General features: G+C 26.8%; 21 protein-coding genes. All 21 read left to right on the forward strand.

Annotated elements, in window-relative coordinates:
- The first annotated feature begins 4 nt into the window (after positions 1–4).
- The 21 genes from CS899_RS00990 to dprA all read left to right on the forward strand — a co-directional run bounded on the left by CS899_RS00990 (position 5) and on the right by dprA (position 17,366).
- Complete coding sequence (locus CS899_RS00990; RefSeq protein ID WP_099203098.1) at positions 5–679, forward strand: metallophosphoesterase; 675 nt, start codon at positions 5–7, stop codon at positions 677–679.
- A 116-nt stretch (positions 680–795) separates the two neighbouring features.
- Positions 796–1,518, forward strand: coding sequence for a glucosamine-6-phosphate deaminase (nagB, locus tag CS899_RS00995; protein ID WP_099203099.1), 723 nt, complete (start codon positions 796–798; stop codon positions 1,516–1,518).
- Entirely contained in the window at positions 1,518–2,063 is a 546-nt protein-coding gene (locus tag CS899_RS01000) for a class IV adenylate cyclase (RefSeq protein ID WP_164995808.1), read from the forward strand. Before nagB ends, CS899_RS01000 begins: the two co-directional genes overlap by 1 nt.
- Positions 2,064–2,134: 71 nt before the next feature.
- Positions 2,135–2,920, forward strand: a complete 786-nt coding sequence (gene proB, locus CS899_RS01005) for a glutamate 5-kinase (RefSeq protein ID WP_099203101.1) — start codon at positions 2,135–2,137, stop codon at positions 2,918–2,920.
- 2 nt (positions 2,921–2,922) lie between these two features.
- Positions 2,923–4,164 (forward strand): glutamate-5-semialdehyde dehydrogenase, encoded by a 1,242-nt coding sequence (locus CS899_RS01010; RefSeq protein ID WP_099203102.1) that lies wholly within the window; start codon positions 2,923–2,925, stop codon positions 4,162–4,164.
- A 45-nt stretch (positions 4,165–4,209) separates the two neighbouring features.
- The gene (locus CS899_RS01015) at positions 4,210–5,016 is read left to right on the forward strand and encodes a Cof-type HAD-IIB family hydrolase (RefSeq protein ID WP_099203103.1); all 807 of its coding nucleotides are present in this window, start codon (positions 4,210–4,212) and stop codon (positions 5,014–5,016) included.
- 85 nt (positions 5,017–5,101) lie between these two features.
- Complete coding sequence (gene pyrB, locus CS899_RS01020; RefSeq protein ID WP_099203104.1) at positions 5,102–6,022, forward strand: aspartate carbamoyltransferase; 921 nt, start codon at positions 5,102–5,104, stop codon at positions 6,020–6,022.
- Positions 6,022–6,450 (forward strand): aspartate carbamoyltransferase regulatory subunit, encoded by a 429-nt coding sequence (locus tag CS899_RS01025; protein WP_099203105.1) that lies wholly within the window; start codon positions 6,022–6,024, stop codon positions 6,448–6,450. Before pyrB ends, CS899_RS01025 begins: the two co-directional genes overlap by 1 nt.
- A gap of 9 nt (positions 6,451–6,459) precedes the next feature.
- A complete protein-coding gene (gene pyrF / locus CS899_RS01030; RefSeq protein ID WP_099203106.1) occupies positions 6,460–7,317 on the forward strand; it encodes an orotidine-5'-phosphate decarboxylase in 858 nt (285 codons plus the stop codon).
- On the forward strand, positions 7,304–8,038 hold the full coding sequence (locus CS899_RS01035; RefSeq protein WP_099203107.1) for a dihydroorotate dehydrogenase electron transfer subunit: 735 nt from the start codon (positions 7,304–7,306) through the stop codon (positions 8,036–8,038). Before pyrF ends, CS899_RS01035 begins: the two co-directional genes overlap by 14 nt.
- Positions 8,025–8,921 (forward strand): dihydroorotate dehydrogenase, encoded by an 897-nt coding sequence (locus CS899_RS01040; protein ID WP_099203108.1) that lies wholly within the window; start codon positions 8,025–8,027, stop codon positions 8,919–8,921. The genes CS899_RS01035 and CS899_RS01040 overlap by 14 nt, the downstream gene beginning before the upstream one ends.
- 10 nt (positions 8,922–8,931) lie before the next feature.
- The gene (gene pyrE, locus CS899_RS01045) at positions 8,932–9,501 is read left to right on the forward strand and encodes an orotate phosphoribosyltransferase (protein ID WP_099203109.1); all 570 of its coding nucleotides are present in this window, start codon (positions 8,932–8,934) and stop codon (positions 9,499–9,501) included.
- A 75-nt stretch (positions 9,502–9,576) separates the two neighbouring features.
- On the forward strand, positions 9,577–10,740 hold the full coding sequence (locus tag CS899_RS01050) for a biotin/lipoyl attachment domain-containing protein (protein ID WP_099203110.1): 1,164 nt from the start codon (positions 9,577–9,579) through the stop codon (positions 10,738–10,740).
- An 8-nt stretch (positions 10,741–10,748) separates the two neighbouring features.
- Positions 10,749–11,441, forward strand: coding sequence for a YggS family pyridoxal phosphate-dependent enzyme (locus CS899_RS01055; protein ID WP_099203111.1), 693 nt, complete (start codon positions 10,749–10,751; stop codon positions 11,439–11,441).
- A 12-nt stretch (positions 11,442–11,453) separates the two neighbouring features.
- Positions 11,454–11,957, forward strand: a complete 504-nt coding sequence (locus CS899_RS01060) for a cell division protein SepF (RefSeq protein WP_099203112.1) — start codon at positions 11,454–11,456, stop codon at positions 11,955–11,957.
- Between the two features lie 24 nt (positions 11,958–11,981).
- Positions 11,982–12,764, forward strand: coding sequence for a YlmH family RNA-binding protein (locus CS899_RS01065; protein ID WP_099203113.1), 783 nt, complete (start codon positions 11,982–11,984; stop codon positions 12,762–12,764).
- A gap of 7 nt (positions 12,765–12,771) precedes the next feature.
- The gene (gene lspA, locus CS899_RS01070) at positions 12,772–13,230 is read left to right on the forward strand and encodes a signal peptidase II (protein WP_099203114.1); all 459 of its coding nucleotides are present in this window, start codon (positions 12,772–12,774) and stop codon (positions 13,228–13,230) included.
- On the forward strand, positions 13,230–13,904 hold the full coding sequence (locus tag CS899_RS01075) for a uracil-DNA glycosylase (RefSeq protein WP_099203115.1): 675 nt from the start codon (positions 13,230–13,232) through the stop codon (positions 13,902–13,904). The genes lspA and CS899_RS01075 overlap by 1 nt, the downstream gene beginning before the upstream one ends.
- Positions 13,901–14,839 (forward strand): RluA family pseudouridine synthase, encoded by a 939-nt coding sequence (locus tag CS899_RS01080; RefSeq protein WP_099203674.1) that lies wholly within the window; start codon positions 13,901–13,903, stop codon positions 14,837–14,839. Before CS899_RS01075 ends, CS899_RS01080 begins: the two co-directional genes overlap by 4 nt.
- Before the next feature lie 47 nt (positions 14,840–14,886).
- Entirely contained in the window at positions 14,887–16,296 is a 1,410-nt protein-coding gene (locus CS899_RS01085; RefSeq protein ID WP_099203116.1) for an FAD-dependent oxidoreductase, read from the forward strand.
- An 8-nt stretch (positions 16,297–16,304) separates the two neighbouring features.
- The gene (dprA, locus tag CS899_RS01090) at positions 16,305–17,366 is read left to right on the forward strand and encodes a DNA-processing protein DprA (protein ID WP_099203117.1); all 1,062 of its coding nucleotides are present in this window, start codon (positions 16,305–16,307) and stop codon (positions 17,364–17,366) included.
- Positions 17,367–17,384 lie beyond the last annotated feature (18 nt).

Below are 17,384 nucleotides of genomic sequence, written 5' to 3' on the forward strand. Positions count from 1 at the left end.
AAATATGATATTTAGCATTTCAGACTTACATTTAGACTATACTGGTAAAAAATCAATGGATTTATTTGGAGACAATTGGAGAAATTATGAACAAAAAATATTTTCTAATTGGAAAAAAATTGTAAAAAAAGAGGATATTGTTTTAGTAGCTGGCGATATTTCTTGGGCTATGAACATAGAAGAAGCTTATAATGATTTAATTAGAATTGATAAATTGCCAGGTACTAAAATTATGATTAAAGGAAACCATGACTATTGGTGGAGTTCTTTATCGAAAAATAATAAATTGAATTTAAAAAGTATAAATTTTTTGCAAAATAATTCCTTTGAATATGAAAATATTTTAATAGTAGGGACTAGAGGTTGGGAAGATTCTAATGAAGAATCAGACAACTACAAAGTATATAAAAGAGAGCTGTTAAGGCTAGAATTAAGTATAAAATCAGCTAATAAAAATAACAAAAAAATAGCTATGATTCATTATCCTCCATTTGATAGATATAAAGAACCAAACGAATTTCACTATATGATGAAAGAATATAATATAAGTAAATGTGTTTATGGACATTTACATGGGCCGGGTTTAGTTAATGTTGTAGAAGGAATAATAGATGGAATAGAATATATTTGTACTTCTTGTGATTATATTGATTTTATTCCAAAAAATATTGAATTTTAGAAAATAATGAGTTAGAATATTTTATTATAATAAACTTAGGTTAAAGCCTAAGTTTTTTATGATTAAACTAAATTTAGAAATAATTATCCAATAAATAATTATTTCGAGGGGGAATTATGAAAGTAATATACGCAAAAAACTATGAAGAAATGAGTAAAATTGGTTGTGAGTTAATCGTAAAACAAGTTAGAGAGAAAGAAAACTCTATATTAGGATTAGCTACAGGCTCTACACCTATAGGTTTGTATAAAGAACTTATTAAAGAAAATAAAGACGGCTTAGATTTGTCTAAAGTTTCCACCTACAATTTAGATGAGTATATTGGTCTAGATAAAGATCATGATCAATCATACAATTATTTTATGTATGATAATTTATTTAACCATGTTAATATAAAGTCTGAAAATATTAACATTCCAAATGGTACAAATGATCCAGATGTAGAAGTAATAGAATATGAAAAAAAATTAAGAGAAGTTGGCGGAGTAGATATACAAGTACTTGGGTTAGGTGCTAATGGACATATAGCTTTTAACGAACCTGACTTAGAACTTAATGTTCCTACAAGTATTGTAAAATTAACAGAAAGTACAATTAAAGCTAATTCAAGATTTTTTGCAAAAGAATCTGATGTTCCAACTACAGCGATATCTATGGGAATGGGGAGTATTTTTTCAGCAAAAAAAATTCTTATATTAATTAGTGGTAGCAATAAAGAAGAAGCAACTAAATATTTGCTAGATAGTAATAAAATAACTACAAATAATCCAGCGTCCTTATTACATTTACATCATGATGTTACTGTTGTAATAGATGAAAGTGCAGTAAAGGTAAAATAGTGGAAAGAGAATTAGAGTTTAAATTATTGGGTTTAGACTTAGATTATTATAAAAACTTATTAGAAGAAAAAGGAGCTAAATTAATAGCTCATGAAAAACAAATTAATACAGTAGTAAGTTCAGAAAGTTTTCCTTTAATAGACGAAGATTGTTATTTAAGAATTAGAGAGGTTAAAGACTTATTAAATAGTGATAATAAAATAGAATTTACTTTTAAAAAGAAAGTGAAAAATGAACTAGTTAGAGAAAATTATGAATATACTACAGAAGTATCAAGTAAAGAAGGGTTAATAAATATACTTAGGAACTTGAAGTTTAATAAGTATATTACAGGTACTAAAGAAAGAGCTTCATATAACTATAAAAATTTAAGATTAGATTTTGACACTTGGGATAAAGACACTTATCCTTACCCATATATTGAAATTGAATCAAGTAATGAAAAAGATATATATGATTTTTTAAAAGAATTTAATATTAGCAAGAATCATATTTCATTAAAATCTATTACAGATTTGAAAAATGAATTAAAAAGCAAACAATGATATTTCATTGTTTGCTTTTTTTATTACATTTACTTTGCTATAATAAAGATAATTAATAAAATGGAGTGCATATGAGAGAATTTGTTAAAGATTTAAAAAGAATAGTTGTTAAAGTGGGAACATCTTCAATAACTCATGAAAATGGAGACATTAATTTAAGGAAAATTTTTGATTTATGTTGGCAATTAAGTGATATAAGAAATCATGGTTATGAGGTTGTGTTAGTTTCTTCAGGAGCAATATCTGCAGGAACTAAAAGATTAAACTTAAAGGAAAGACCTTCAAATACTGCGATAAAGCAGGCTACTTCAGCAGTAGGACAAGTTGCATTAATGAACACATACAATAGAATTTTAGGAGAATTTAACTATCATGCAGCTCAGATTTTACTAACAAAACATATAGAGTCAGATAGTTTGATGCATTCAAATGCTAAAAATGCATTTGATGAATTATTTAAGTTAAATGTAATACCTATAGTCAATGAAAATGATACAATATCAACATTTGAAATAAAATTTGGCGATAATGATACATTATCAGCAATAGTTTCAAGGATAGTGGAAGCTGACGTATTAATTTTACTATCTGATATTGATGGACTTTACACAAGTGATCCTAGAATTAATAAAGATGCTAAAATAATTAAAGAAGTAAGAGAAATTAATGAGGATTTAGAAAAATGTGCATCAGGAACTAATTCTAAAGTTGGCACAGGTGGTATGATAACTAAATTAACAGCAGCAAAATTATGTATGGAAAAAAATATAGATGTAGTTTTGGCAAATGGAAAAGATATGAAGATATTACAAAATATTATTGACGGTGATGAAATAGGAACATATTTTAGGAGTTGAAAATGTTAAAAGAAATAGGAATAAAAGCAAAAAATGCATCATATAGTTTAGGAACTTTAAGTACTATAGAAAAAAATGAAATTCTTAAAGCGATAAAGTTGGCTTTGAGTGAATCAGAAGAAGAGATAATTGAAGCTAATAGGATAGACATGGAAAATGGTATAGAAAATGGTCTTACAGAAGGACAATTAGATAGATTATTATTAAATGAAGAAAGAATTCAAGGAATGGTAGATTCTATAGATACAGTAGTAGACTTGAAAGACCCTATTGGTAATGTAGATCATATGGAATTACTGCCAAATGGACTACAAATAGGTAAGAAAAGAACTCCAATGGGAGTTATTGGGATAATATATGAATCTAGACCAAATGTTACGCTAGATTGTAGTATATTGTGTTTGAAATCTTCTAATGCGTTAATTTTAAGAGGTGGAAAAGAAGCGATAGAATCAAATAAATCTATTGTGAAAGTTATAAGAAGAGCTATTAAAGAATTGGGTTATAATGAAAATTTTGTACAATTAATAGAAGATACATCAAGAGAAAGTTCAAATGCATTAATGACATTAAATGGATATGTAGATTTATTAATACCAAGAGGCAGTGCAGGTTTAATAAATGCAGTTGTAAAAAACTCAACAGTACCAGTGTTAAAAACTGGTGATGGAAACTGTCATGTATTCGTGGATGAGTCTGCTGATATTCAAATGGCAATAAATATTATTGAAAATGCAAAAACTCAAAGAATTGGAGTTTGTAATGCAATGGAAACACTTCTGGTGCACAAAAATGTTAAGGATGAATTTTATAAAAAATTACAAGTTATTATAGATCAATATAATATAAAAGTATATGGAGATGAAATTTCAAAATCTAAATTAACAGGTATAGGCGTAGCAACAGAAGAAGAATACTATATGGAGTTTTTAGATTATGCATTTGCAATGAAAGTTGTAGATAATATAGATGAAGTAATAGATCATATAAGAAAATATAGTACAAATCACTCAGAAGTTATTATTACAAATGATTATAAAAATAGTCAAAAGTTTTTAAATCTAGTTGATAGTGCGTGTGTATATGTAAATGCATCAAGTAGATTTACAGATGGTTCACAATTTGGTTTAGGAGCAGAAATGGGAATTTCTACGCAAAAGCTTCATGCTAGAGGACCGGTTGGATTAGAAGAATTAACTTCATATAAATACATTATTTTTGGTGATGGACAAATAAGAGGATAAGGGAGTATTTTCTCCCTTCTTTTTAGAATAAATGAGAGGTAGTCAATGTATAAATTATTAGCATTAGATTTAGATGGGACAACATTAAATAGTAAACATACAGTTGATGAAGATACAGCAAAAAGTATACAAAAAATAATTAGTAAAGGTATAAAAGTTACTATAATTTCAGGAAGAGAGCCTAAATCCATAGTTAAAGTAGCTGAAAAAATAGGACTAGAAGGACTGGTTGGATCTATGAATGGAGCTATTATAACAACATCAGATGGTGTAGATCATATAATGAATTTATGTTTACCAAGAAAATATGTGGAGTTTTCAGTTAGATTAGCTCTAGATATGGGATATTTTCCAATGGTATTTGTAGAAAATAATTCATACATAGCTTCAAGAAAATCGCAATTCAGCAAGGTTATGGATAAATTTTCAGATTACCCAGCAAAAGAAGTTGGTAACTTGGATAAATATTTATCAGAAAATAATTTATATCATAAGGTAAATAAAGTTGTAATTGCAGCAGAGAATGAAGAATTAGTTGAGTATAAAAAAGAGTTTGAAAATGCAACAGATGCTTGTAAACTATATTTTTCTTTACCATTTGTTATAGAAGTTAGTAGAAAAGATACTTCAAAAGGTAAAGCGTTAGAATATATAGCTAACTCATATGGTATTGATAAAGATGAAATTATAGCTGTAGGTGACGGAGAAAATGATATCTCTATGCTTGGATATTCTGGAAAAGGAATAGCTATGAAAAATGCTATGGATAATGTAAAAGAGGTAGCAGATGAATTAACGGATTCTAACGATAAAAAAGGTGTGGTTAAAGTAATAGAAAAATATTTTTTATAAGTTGACAGGGTATTTTTTAAATGTTATTGTATATAAAGAAAAAATAATAAGTAAATAAAATTTTAATGTCTTTAGGAGGAAAATAATGTTAAAAGGAAAGAATTTAATCGAGATAAGTGACTTCTCACATTCTGAAATTATGGATATTATGTTATTAGCTCAAGACATTATTAAGAGTCCTGAGAATTTTTCAAATTTATGTAATGGAAAAATTCTAGGGACTCTTTTTTTTGAGCCATCAACAAGAACTAGATTAAGTTTTGAGTCAGCAATTCACAGATTAGGAGGAGATTGCATAGGATTTTCAGAGAGTAATTCATCATCAACATCAAAAGGCGAAAGCTTAGCAGATACTATAAAAACAGTAAGCAGTTATGTTGATATTATTACCATGAGACATCCTAAAGAAGGTTCATCAACCTTAGCAAAAGATTACACAGAAGTACCTTTAATAAACGCTGGAGATGGAGGGCATCAACATCCAACTCAAACATTAACTGATATGTTGACAATATTAGAAAGCAAAAAGACATTTGAAAATCTTACAATAGGACTATGTGGAGATTTAATGTTTGGAAGAACAGTGCATTCACTTGTAAAAGCAATGTCAGAATATAAGGGAAACAAATTTGTGTTTATTTCTCCAGAAGAATTAAAAATACCAGAATATATAAAATATGTTTTAGAAGAAAAAGGAATAGAATACATTGAAGAAGAAAGATTAGAAAATGTCATAGACAAATTAGATATTTTATATATGACAAGGGTACAAAAAGAAAGATTTTTCAATGAAGAAGATTATATACGATTAAAAGATAGCTATATCTTAGACAAGAAAAAATTAAAATCAGCAAAAGAAGACTTAGCAATACTTCATCCACTACCAAGGGTAAATGAAATAAGCGTGGAAGTAGATAGTGATAGTAGAGCATTGTATTTTGACCAAGTTAAGTATGGTGTAATAGTTAGAATGGCATTAATATTAAAATTGTTAGGAGTTAAATAATGTTAAATATTAATAGTATAAATAAAGGTATAGTAATAGACCATATAAAACCAGGACACGGACATATTATTTACGAGATGTTAGGTTTAGACAAAGCAGATTATTCAGTTGCTTTAATTATGAATGCTTCTTCCAAGAAATGTGGAAAGAAAGATATGATAAAAATCGAAAATGTTATAGACTTAGATTTAACAGCTTTAGCGTTTATAGATTTAGATTTAACAGTAAATATTATCGAAAATCAAAAAATAGTTGAAAAAATAAATATGAAATTGCCAGAGTATATAGAAAATGTTGTTAAATGTAAAAATCCAAGGTGTATATCTACAAGTGAAAGAAATATTACTCACAAATTTTCATTAGTAAATAGAGAAAACTCATTATATAAATGTGAATATTGTGATCAGATTTATGATATGGAAGAATAGGAGATAAAAATGATAATAGATAAGTTATATAACTCAGTTAAAGAAAAAGGATTTGTGTGTGTAGGTCTAGATACAAGTTTAGATTATATTCCAGAGAATATCAGAAATAAATCTAATGATATAGCAGAAGTTATATTTGAGTATAATAAGCAAATAATTGATTGTACAAATGATATTACAGGAATATATAAAGTACAAATAGCATATTATGAAGCAATGGGACTAGAAGGCTTAAAAGCCTATTCAAAAACATTGAAATATTTAAAAGAAAAGAAAGCTTTATCAATAGGAGATATAAAAAGAGGAGATATAGCAGCTACTGCAAAAGAATATGCGAAAGGACATTTTAGCGGAGATTTTGAGGTGGATTTTATAACTCTAAATCCATATATGGGATATGATAGCATAACTCCATACTTTGATTATTTTAAGAGTGGAGAAAAGGGAGCGTTTGTATTATTAAGAACGTCCAATCCTGGTGCAAAAGATATAGAGTATCTAGAGTATGATGGAGAACCAATGTATTATACAATAGGGGAAAATATATACAAAATGGCTGAAGAGTTTATAGGAACAAGTGGATACAGTTCATTAGGGTTTGTTGTAGGTGGTACATACAGCGAAGAAGCTACTGAAATTAGAGAAAGATTTAAAAATTCATTTTTCTTAATACCAGGATATGGTGCACAAGGTGGAAAAGCAGAAGATATAAGATTGTATTTAAATGATTTTAATGGTGGAGTAGTAAATTCATCAAGAGGTATAATAACAGCTTATAAAAAATTTGAAGACGGAGAAGATAAATTCCAAGACTATACTAGACAAGCTGTTGAAATTATGAGGAATGATATATATGGAAAAAAATAATTACGTTTCGGCTAAGATATTAAGAAATGAAAAAATAGATGAAGGAATTTTCATAATGGAATTAGAAGGAAATTTCCAAGGAGTCCCTGGACAATTTTATATGTTAAGAGCGTGGGATGAATATCCATTACTTCCTAGACCTATAAGTATATTTGACTTAGACGATGAAAAAATCACGTTTTTATATGCTGTAGTAGGAAAAGGAACAGGAATCATGGCAGATTTAAAAGAAGGTGCTAGTATGCAAATTTTAGGACCTTTAGGTAATGGATTCCCATTAGAAGATAATAAGAAAATTGCACTTGTAGCAGGTGGGATAGGACTTGCACCTATGAAGTATTTAGCAAGAAAATTAAACGGTAAAGTAGATCTTTTTGCTGGTTTTAGAAATTCAAGTTATTTGATGGATGAAATGAAAGAATTTGTAGATAATGTAATTGTTACAACAAATGATGGAAATGAAGGAAAAAAAGGATTTATAACAGATTATATAAAAGATGAGTATGATGTTGTATATGCTTGTGGACCAAATCCTATGATGAATTCTCTTAAGAATTTAAGTTTAAATGCTAAGTCATATTATTCTTTAGAAGCCCATATGGCATGTGGAATAGGGGCTTGCCTAGGTTGTGCAATAGAAACAACAAAAGGAATTAAAAGGGTTTGTCATGAAGGACCAGTATTTAACGGAGAAGAGGTGATTTTCGATGTTGAAAGTTAATATTTGTGGAGTAGAGTTAAAAAATCCAGTAATTGGTGCTTCAGGAACATTTGGTTTTGGTAGAGAATTTGAACCATATGTAGATTTAAATAAATTAGGTGGAATATCTACAAAAGGACTAACTTATTTTAAAAAAGATGGAAATCCTGGAAGAAGAATTCATGAAACTCCTTCGGGAATAATGAATAGTATAGGACTTCAAAATCCTTCAATTTCAGAGTTTATAAAAAATGACTTAGACTTTATGAAACAATTTAGTGCTGAAATAATAGCTAATGTTGGAGGAGCACAATTAGAAGACTATCTAAAAAGTATTGAACTAATAAATGAGACAGATGTTAAGATAATAGAACTTAACATATCTTGTCCAAATGTTAAAGAAGGTGGAATGGCATTTGGCATAAAATGTGATACAGCTTTTAATGTAGTTCAAGAAGTAAGGAAAAAAACAGATAAAGTACTAATGGTTAAGTTATCTCCAAATGCAGAGAATATAAAAGAAATGGCAAGGGCTTGTGTTGAAGCAGGAGCAGATAGTTTATCTTTAGTTAATACATTTAATGCCTTAGCAATAGATATATATAAAAGAAAACCTATTTTTAGAAATGTCACAGCAGGACTTTCTGGACCAGCAATAAAACCAATAGCACTTAGAATGGTTAAAGATGTACACGATGTTGTAGATGTACCAATAGTTGGAATGGGTGGAATTATGAACTGGGAAGACGCTATTGAGTTTATAATGGTAGGTTCTACGGCTATACAAGTTGGAACTGCTAATTTTATAAAACCAGATATTATGGTAGATATTATAGATGGAATAGAAAAATTTATGATAAAAGAAAATATTAAAAGTTTAGAAGAAATTACAGGAATAATATAAGGGGGAAATTATGGAAAATAGAGTAATTGAATTATTAAAAGAAAGTGATGCTTTGTTAACAGGACATTTTTTATTATCTTCAGGAAAACATAGTGACAAGTATGTACAATGTGCTAAACTATTGCAATATCCAGAAAAGGCAGAGGAAGTATGTAAAGTTATTAAAGAAAAACTTGTTGATGAAAAAGTTGATTTAGTTGTAGGACCAGCAATGGGTGGAATAATAATAGCTTATGAACTAGGAAGAGCTTTAGGGGTACCGGCAATATTTACAGAAAGAGAAAATGATGAAATGACTCTAAGAAGAGGGTTTGAAATAAAGCCTGGACAAAATGTATTAATAGTTGAAGATGTTGTTACAACAGGAAAAAGCTCTGTAGAAACTATGAAGGTAATTGAAGAACATGGTGGAAATGTAGTAGGAGTTGCTTGTCTTGTAGATAGAACTAGTGGAAGAGATGTTGGATACAAACTATTCCCGGCAGTAGCTTTACAAATAAACACTTATGATAATGATGATTGTCCACTTTGTAATGATAATATCGAACTAGTTAAACCAGGTAGTAGAAAAAAATTCTAATAATAAAAAACTCCTTTATTAATAAAGGAGTTTTTTATTTTTTTTTCTATATGTTATAATATTTTAGAGGATTCTATGAGAAAAGCAAAATTAAAAAGAAAAAAGCAAATAAAAATAAATATATTTTTTATAATAATACTATTAATAGTATTTGTTTTTATTAGAAATATATATATGAGCTTTATAAAAAATAGTACAATATCATTAAATAATCCTATAAAATATGAAAAAGCTATTGATACAACAGCTCTTGTAGTTAGAGATGAGCATGTTTATGCTAAAAGTGGAAATAGAAACATGGAAGGATTAAATGAATTAAAGATAAAAGTTAATTCTAATATTGGAGATTTAAGTAATTCAAAAAAAACGGAAATGACTTTAAAAGAAATTAATAATGCAATAAGCATTGTTAATGGTGAAACAGAAGTTAATACAGATACTAGTGACATTCATAAGGTTATAGAGTTAATTAGAAATAAAGATTATAATACTGTAGGTGAAATACCTGCTTTGACTAGTAATATCAATTCTATTGAGTATAAAGAATATTTACTAGACAGATATAAGATTTTGAAAAAGGTATTAGAATCTAATGGATTGAATGTAAAATCTATGAACTCAGGAATAATATCAAATAAAGTTGATGGATATGAAGACATTTACAATATATATAATATTAAGTTAGAAAATTTTAATTTAGATTTCAGAAATATAAAAATTGATAATGACCTAGAGTATAGTGGTTTAAAAATTATTAACAATAAAGAATATGTAATGATATTTACTGTAGATAGTGATAAAATAGAAAAAATGTATGAAGCCAATGATAATATTGAAATTAAAGTTGGTGATAAATCACTGATAGGTACAGTAAAGGAAATAAGCTTAAAAAACAATACTTTTACAATAGCTGCTAAATTCAATACTGGATTTGAATTTACAAAAGATTCGAGGTTCTATGAAATTGAACTTATAAATTATAGGCTAAGTAGCTATGAGATTCCAATTAAGTGCCTAACTTCACAAAACGATATTGAAGGAGTATATATAAAGAATCCTAGTGGAATTGTTGATTTTAAACCAGTAAAAGTAATTAATAAAAATAAAGAGAATGCTATTATAGATAGTGGAGAAAATGGAATTATAGAATTAAATGGCAAAGACCATAGTACTATAAAAAATTTTGATGAGATTATAAAAAATCCTAAAAATGTAAAATTAGGTGAACTGATAGAATAGGTGATTGTATGAGCATAAAAGATAATTTGGAAGAAATAAATAGAAGTATAGAAAAATTAAAAAAAGACTTATCAATAGATAGAGATATTACTTTAATAGCAGTATCAAAAACGGTAGATTCAAAAAGAGTTTTAGAAGCATATGAATGTGGACAAATTGATTTTGGAGAAAATAAAGTTCAAGAAATCACTAAAAAATATGAAGAGATAAATAATGAAGAAATTTCTTTACATATGATTGGTCATTTACAAACAAATAAGGTAAAATATTTAATTAATAAAGTAAAATTAATCCAATCTCTAGATAGAAAATCTTTATTAAAAGAATTAGAAAAAAGAGGAAGGGCGAATAACAGCACATTTAATTGTTTAATAGAGTTGAATCTAGCAAAAGAAGAAACAAAAACAGGTTTACATGAAGAGAGTTTAGAAGATTTATTAAATGAGGTAGAAAAGTGTGAATTTGTAAAAGTTAAAGGATTGATGACAGTTGCACCATTTTTAGAGGATTTAGAAGAAGTTAGAGTGTATTTTAAACAAATGAAACAAATTTATGATAAACTAAGTAAAAGAGAATTTAAAAATATTAGCATGGAGATTCTATCTATGGGAATGAGCCATGATTATAAAATAGCGATAGAAGAAGGTTCTAACATGGTTAGAATAGGAACAAGTATATTTGGAAAACGAAACTATAATTAATTGGAGGCTGTAATGGCAGATTTTTTTAATAAATTTAAAAACTTAATAGGTTTTGGAGATGATTTTGACGAAGATTATGATGATGACTATTATAATGAAGATTACTATGATGATAGACATTATGATGCTGAGCCAAAAGAAACATCAGAAGTAAAGACAGAATCTAAAAAAGAAGAGTCATATGACAGATTTAAAAAGAATAATATTGTTAATATTAAAGAAAGTAGTGCAACAACAGATAAAGTTAAAATTGTTGTTCATGAACCAATAATGTTTGATGATGCTCCATTAGTGTTAAATGATATTTTAAGCAAAAATGTTGTAGTATTAAATCTTGAAATGTTAGAAATGGATAATAAAAGACAAATATTTGACTTTGTAAGTGGTGGAATATATGCTATAAACGGTAAAATACAAAAAGTTACAAAAGATATTTTTATAATTGCACCTAAAGGTGTAGAAATTGATGGTAAAATAAAAGATCAAATACAAAGTAAGGGATTTTATCAATTATAATCTAATTGTATTAAGAGCAAATAGATGAATGAAGAATATTTTAAAATTTTAAATCATATAAATGATGTAGATACCAAACAGACTATCAAGAAGTTTATTGATAGTCTATTTATAGTTAAAGAAAAAAATATATCTTATTGTTCAGATTTTTTGACACCTAATGAAATTAATTATTGTATAAAAAGTATTCAAACATTTTCCAATATAAATTATGAAATAATTCCTAATTTTGAAAAGTGCGAGAGAAATTGTATATTGTTAGGAAATAATATTGAATATTTAGATAAAAAAGAATACATTAGTTTTATAGCTTGTGGAAAAACGACAGAAGACGTTACTCATAGAGATGTTTTGGGTTCAATTTTAGCACTTGGAGTGGTGCGAAGTAAAATAGGAGATATATTAATTGATGACAAAAGTATTTACATAGTTGTTAGAAAAAGTATAAGTAATTATATTTTAGCTAATTTGAATAATATAGGTAGAAATAATGTGGAATTTAAAATAGTTGAGAATATTCCTTACGAAAATATTCAAGATAATTATTCGGAATATTCAGCTACTGTATCATCATTAAGATTAGATGTTTTGTTATCTGAAATACTTAATTTGTCACGAAATAAGGTTTCTTCAGTTATAAAATCAGGAAGAGTCAAAGTAAACCATGAAGAATTAAAAAAAATACATGGAGAATTGTTACCAGGAGATATAATATCAGTTAGAGGATTTGGAAGATTTAAATTTTTAGATATACAAGGCAAAACAAAAAAAGATAAATTTAGAATAAAATATATTAAATACGAGTAGGAGAAATATGATAGCTATATTAATAATTGTTCTTACAATTGCAATAGATCAATTTACAAAGTTTAAAGCAATATCACTTAGAGAAGGTGATGTGAGTCTTATAGGAGAAAAATTGAAGCTTGTTTATGTTGAAAATAGAGGAGCAGCATTTGGTTTTTTTCAAAATAAAAAAATATTTTTAACTATAATAACAATAGCTATTTTACTTATGTTAGTGTATGTTTTAATAAAAAGTTATAATAAATTTAATTTGATTACTATTATTAGCTTATCTCTAATAATAGGAGGAGCTATAGGAAACTTTATAGATAGAATATTTAGAGGATATGTAGTAGATTTTATATCATATACTTTTTTTAATGGATATGAATTTCCAGTATTCAATTTTGCAGATATTTTTGTAGTATCTGGTTGCATATTAATGATTTTTTCAGTCTTTTTGACAAAAGATTTGGAGGAAATATAATGGTGAAATTAGAAAATAATTGGGATAATTTATTAAAAGATGAATTTCAAAAAGATTATTATTTAAAATTACGCGAAACTTTAAAAGATGAGTATAAAAATTATACAATTTATCCTAAGATGGACAATATTTATGATGCTTTGAAAAAAGTGGACTATGAAGATGTAGAAGTTGTAATATTAGGACAAGATCCATATCATGGTCCAAATCAGGCACATGGACATAGTTTTTCAGTTCTGCCAGGAGTTAGAAAGCCTCCATCAGTACAAAATATATTTCAAGAATTAAAAAATGATATAGGATGTTATATACCAAATAATGGATATCTAATGAAATGGGTGGAACAAGGAGTATTATTACTGAATACATCTCTAACTGTAAGGGCAGGAAACGCCAATTCACATAAAGACTTAGGATGGCAAATTTTAACTGATAAAATAATAGAAATATTGGGAAATAGGGAAAAACCAATGGTATTTATACTTTGGGGTAGAAATGCAATAAATAAGGAAAGATTAATAAACAATAAAAATCATCTTATTTTAAAGTCTGTACATCCATCTCCTCTTTCAGCTTATAGGGGATTTTTTGGAAGCAAGCCATTTTCTAAATGTAATGAATTTTTAAAGAAAAATGATATGAAACCTATAGATTGGCAAATAGAAAATATATGATTAAAGTTAATATAATTGTAGATAATATAGAACCTATAAGAATAGATAAATTTTTAGTAAATGAACTGAAAGACTATTCAAGAAGTTTTTTAAAAAACTTATTTGATGAAAAAAAAATAATATTAAATGGCAAGATTGCTAAACCTAGTATAAAAGTTTCTAATGGAGATAAAATATATATTGAAATTCCAAAAGAAAAACAAGTTATTATAGAGCCTGAAAATATTGATTTAGATATTGTTTATGAAGATGAATACATTGCAATTATAAATAAACCAGAAAATATGACTGTTCATCCAACTGAAACTAATACAAAAGATACACTTGTAAATGCAATAATGTATAGATTTCCTAAATTATCAGATATATATTTACCTTTTAGACCAGGAATAGTACATAGGTTAGATAAAGACACAACAGGACTTATAATAGTTGCAAAAGATAATATCGCACATCAAAAATTAGAAAAAATGTTTAAAGAGCATCAAATAAAGAAAACATATTTAGCCATTGTAAATGGAAAAATAATAGATGAAGAAGTAATAGATTTGCCAATTGGAAGAGATGAAAAAGATAGAAAAAAAATGTCAGTAAGAATAAATAATGGTAAAAATGCTATTACAAGGATTTATCCAGTTAGTTATAATGATAGATATACTTTACTTAAAATTAATATTGATACTGGAAGAACACATCAAATAAGAGTACATCTAAAATATAGACACAATAATATTGTAGGAGATAAAACTTATGGCATTAGAAATGAAAAAGTTAAATTTGAGAGTCAACTTTTACATGCATTTCAATTAGAGTTTTTACATCCTATAACTAAGGAAAATATTAATGTATCTGTAAAACCGAATTTAGTTTTTAAAAATGCAATAAAAAAGTTACAAATTCCGTTAAATGATTTCATTGATGAAAATATTTTATAAAAAGAAGCATATAAGCTTCTTTTTTTATACATATGTAAGGAGATAAAATGTTTGATATATTGATAATAGGAGCAGGAGTGGTAGGAGCTAGTATTGCTAGAGAACTTAGTAAATATGAATTAAAAGTAGGAATAATAGAAAGAGAACCAGATGTTTGCATGGGAGCAAGTAAGGCTAATTCAGCAATAGTACATGGTGGATATGCAGAGAGTAGTAATACTTTTAAGGGCAAAATTTGTTATAAAGGAAGAGTTAAGTTTGAACAATTAAATGAAGAATTAAATTTTGGATATAAGAAATTAGGTTCGCTATTATTAGGGGAAAACGAAGATTTAGATAAATTAAAATCTTTAGAAATTAATGGAATTAAGAACGGACTAAATGATTTAAAAATAATTACAAGTAAAGAAATTAGAAAATTAGAACCTAATATAAAAGAAAGCTTTGAATATGCTCTATATTGTGAGGGAGCAGGAGTTTGTTCTCCTTTTGAATATACAATAGCTCTTATTGAAAATGCATTAGATAATGGAGTATTTTTATTCTTGAATGAAAATGTTATAGATATAGAAAATAAAGAATATTTCACAATTAAAACTGAAAAAGATACATATAGAAGTAAAATTATAATTAATTGTTCAGGAACAAGTTCAGAAAAAATATCAAAAATGATAGGAGCTAATGATTTTAGTATTTCTTATAGGTCTGGTGAATATTTAGTATTTGATAAAACAGAAGGAGATAAAATAAATTCAGTTTTATTTCAAATGCCTACAAAATTGGGAAAAGGTGTATTAGTTTCTAAAACTGTATATGGAAATTTAATAATAGGCCCTGATGCATTAGATGAAAAATCAGAAAAGTTTGAAACTAATGAGGATAGACTGGTAGAAATATTTGAAAAATCAAAATTAATTTCAAATAGAATAGATCCAAATAAAATAATAAGAACTTTTGCAGGAGTTAGGGTAATCTCTGATAATGATGATTTTATTATAAAAGAAAGTTCTGTTAAAAACTTTATAAATGTTTCTGGAATACAGTCACCAGGATTAACTTCATCTCCAGCTATTGCAGAATATGTTTTAAATATACTTAAGAATAAAGGAATTAAATTAAATAAAAAAGAAGATTTTAACCCATACAGGGAAGGCTTTGGAAATTATAAGAAAAAACATTATGATAAAGAGGAACTAATCTGTATTTGTGAAGAAAAAAACGATATAGATATTATGAGTTGTTTTAATAAAAAAATACCTACTAATACAATAGATGGCATAAAAAGAAGAGTAAGAGCGGGAATGGGACAATGTCAAGGAAGACGTTGTAAGATTAAAATAAAAAAATTATTAGACAAGAATAATATTAATATAGACTATAGAACAGATATAGAGGTAAAAGGAATAAAACGAGTTGATAGATTTAAATTAATAAAGAAATTAATTAGCAATTCTTAGGAGAATTTATGAGCAAGAAATTGATACTTTTTTTAAATGCAGTAGGAATATCAAATAATAATATGAGAAAACTTTTAGAAAGTTTTGAAAATTTAAAAGAGTTAAAACAAAATAAAGATTTTATTCTAGATATAAAAAACATAGATAAGAGAACTTTAAATAAAATTATAAAAAACTTAAATTTTGATATTGATAAATATATAGAAAAAATCAAAAATTCAAGTGTGAAATTAACTTTTTATGGTGATGAAAATTTTCCTATAAATTTATATGATATTGAAGACTATCCAATGATGTTATATTATAAAGGAAATTTAAAAAATGAAGATAGTAAGGGCATTTCAATAGTTGGTGCTAGGAAGTGTACAAACTATGGTGCATGGGCTTGTAGCAAAATATCTGAGGAACTATCTAAATGTAAGATTCCTATTATATCCGGAATGGCTTCAGGAATAGATAAAATATCTCACGAAATTTCAATAAAAAATAACAATAGAACAATAGCAGTTTTGGGGAGTGGACTAGATGTAATATATCCACAAACAAATCATGATTTATATTATGATATAATTCAAAATGGAGCTGTAATATCGGAATTCCCATTAGGAACAAAACCATATCCATACAACTTTCCATATAGAAATAGAATTATTTCTGGAATAGGTCAGGGAGTAGTAGTGATTGAAGCTATGGAAAAATCAGGAACTTTAATTACAGCTAATTATGGAGCAGAGCAAGGCAAGGAAGTATTTGCAGTACCTGGTAATATAAATAGCTTATACAGTAAAGGAACAAATTTGTTAATTAGAGATGGAGCAAAAATAGTAGCTTCAGTAGAAGATATTCTAGAAGAGATAGAATATGATACAGTAAAAGAAAATCTAGTAAGTAAGCAATTGGAAGGTATTAGCAAGCTAATATATGAAGAGATTTGTAAAAATAATTCATCAGCAGATGAATTGTCAAATATATTGAATATAAAAATAGACGAAATTAATGTAATCTTGACAATTTTAGAACTTAATGGTTATATTATTGAGACAAATGGTGGAAAATTTTCACCAAACTAATACTTATGAAAGGATCAT

Origin of the sequence: Miniphocaeibacter massiliensis (assembly GCF_900232905.1) — a bacterium.
GTDB lineage: Bacteria > Bacillota > Clostridia > Tissierellales > Peptoniphilaceae > Miniphocaeibacter > Miniphocaeibacter massiliensis.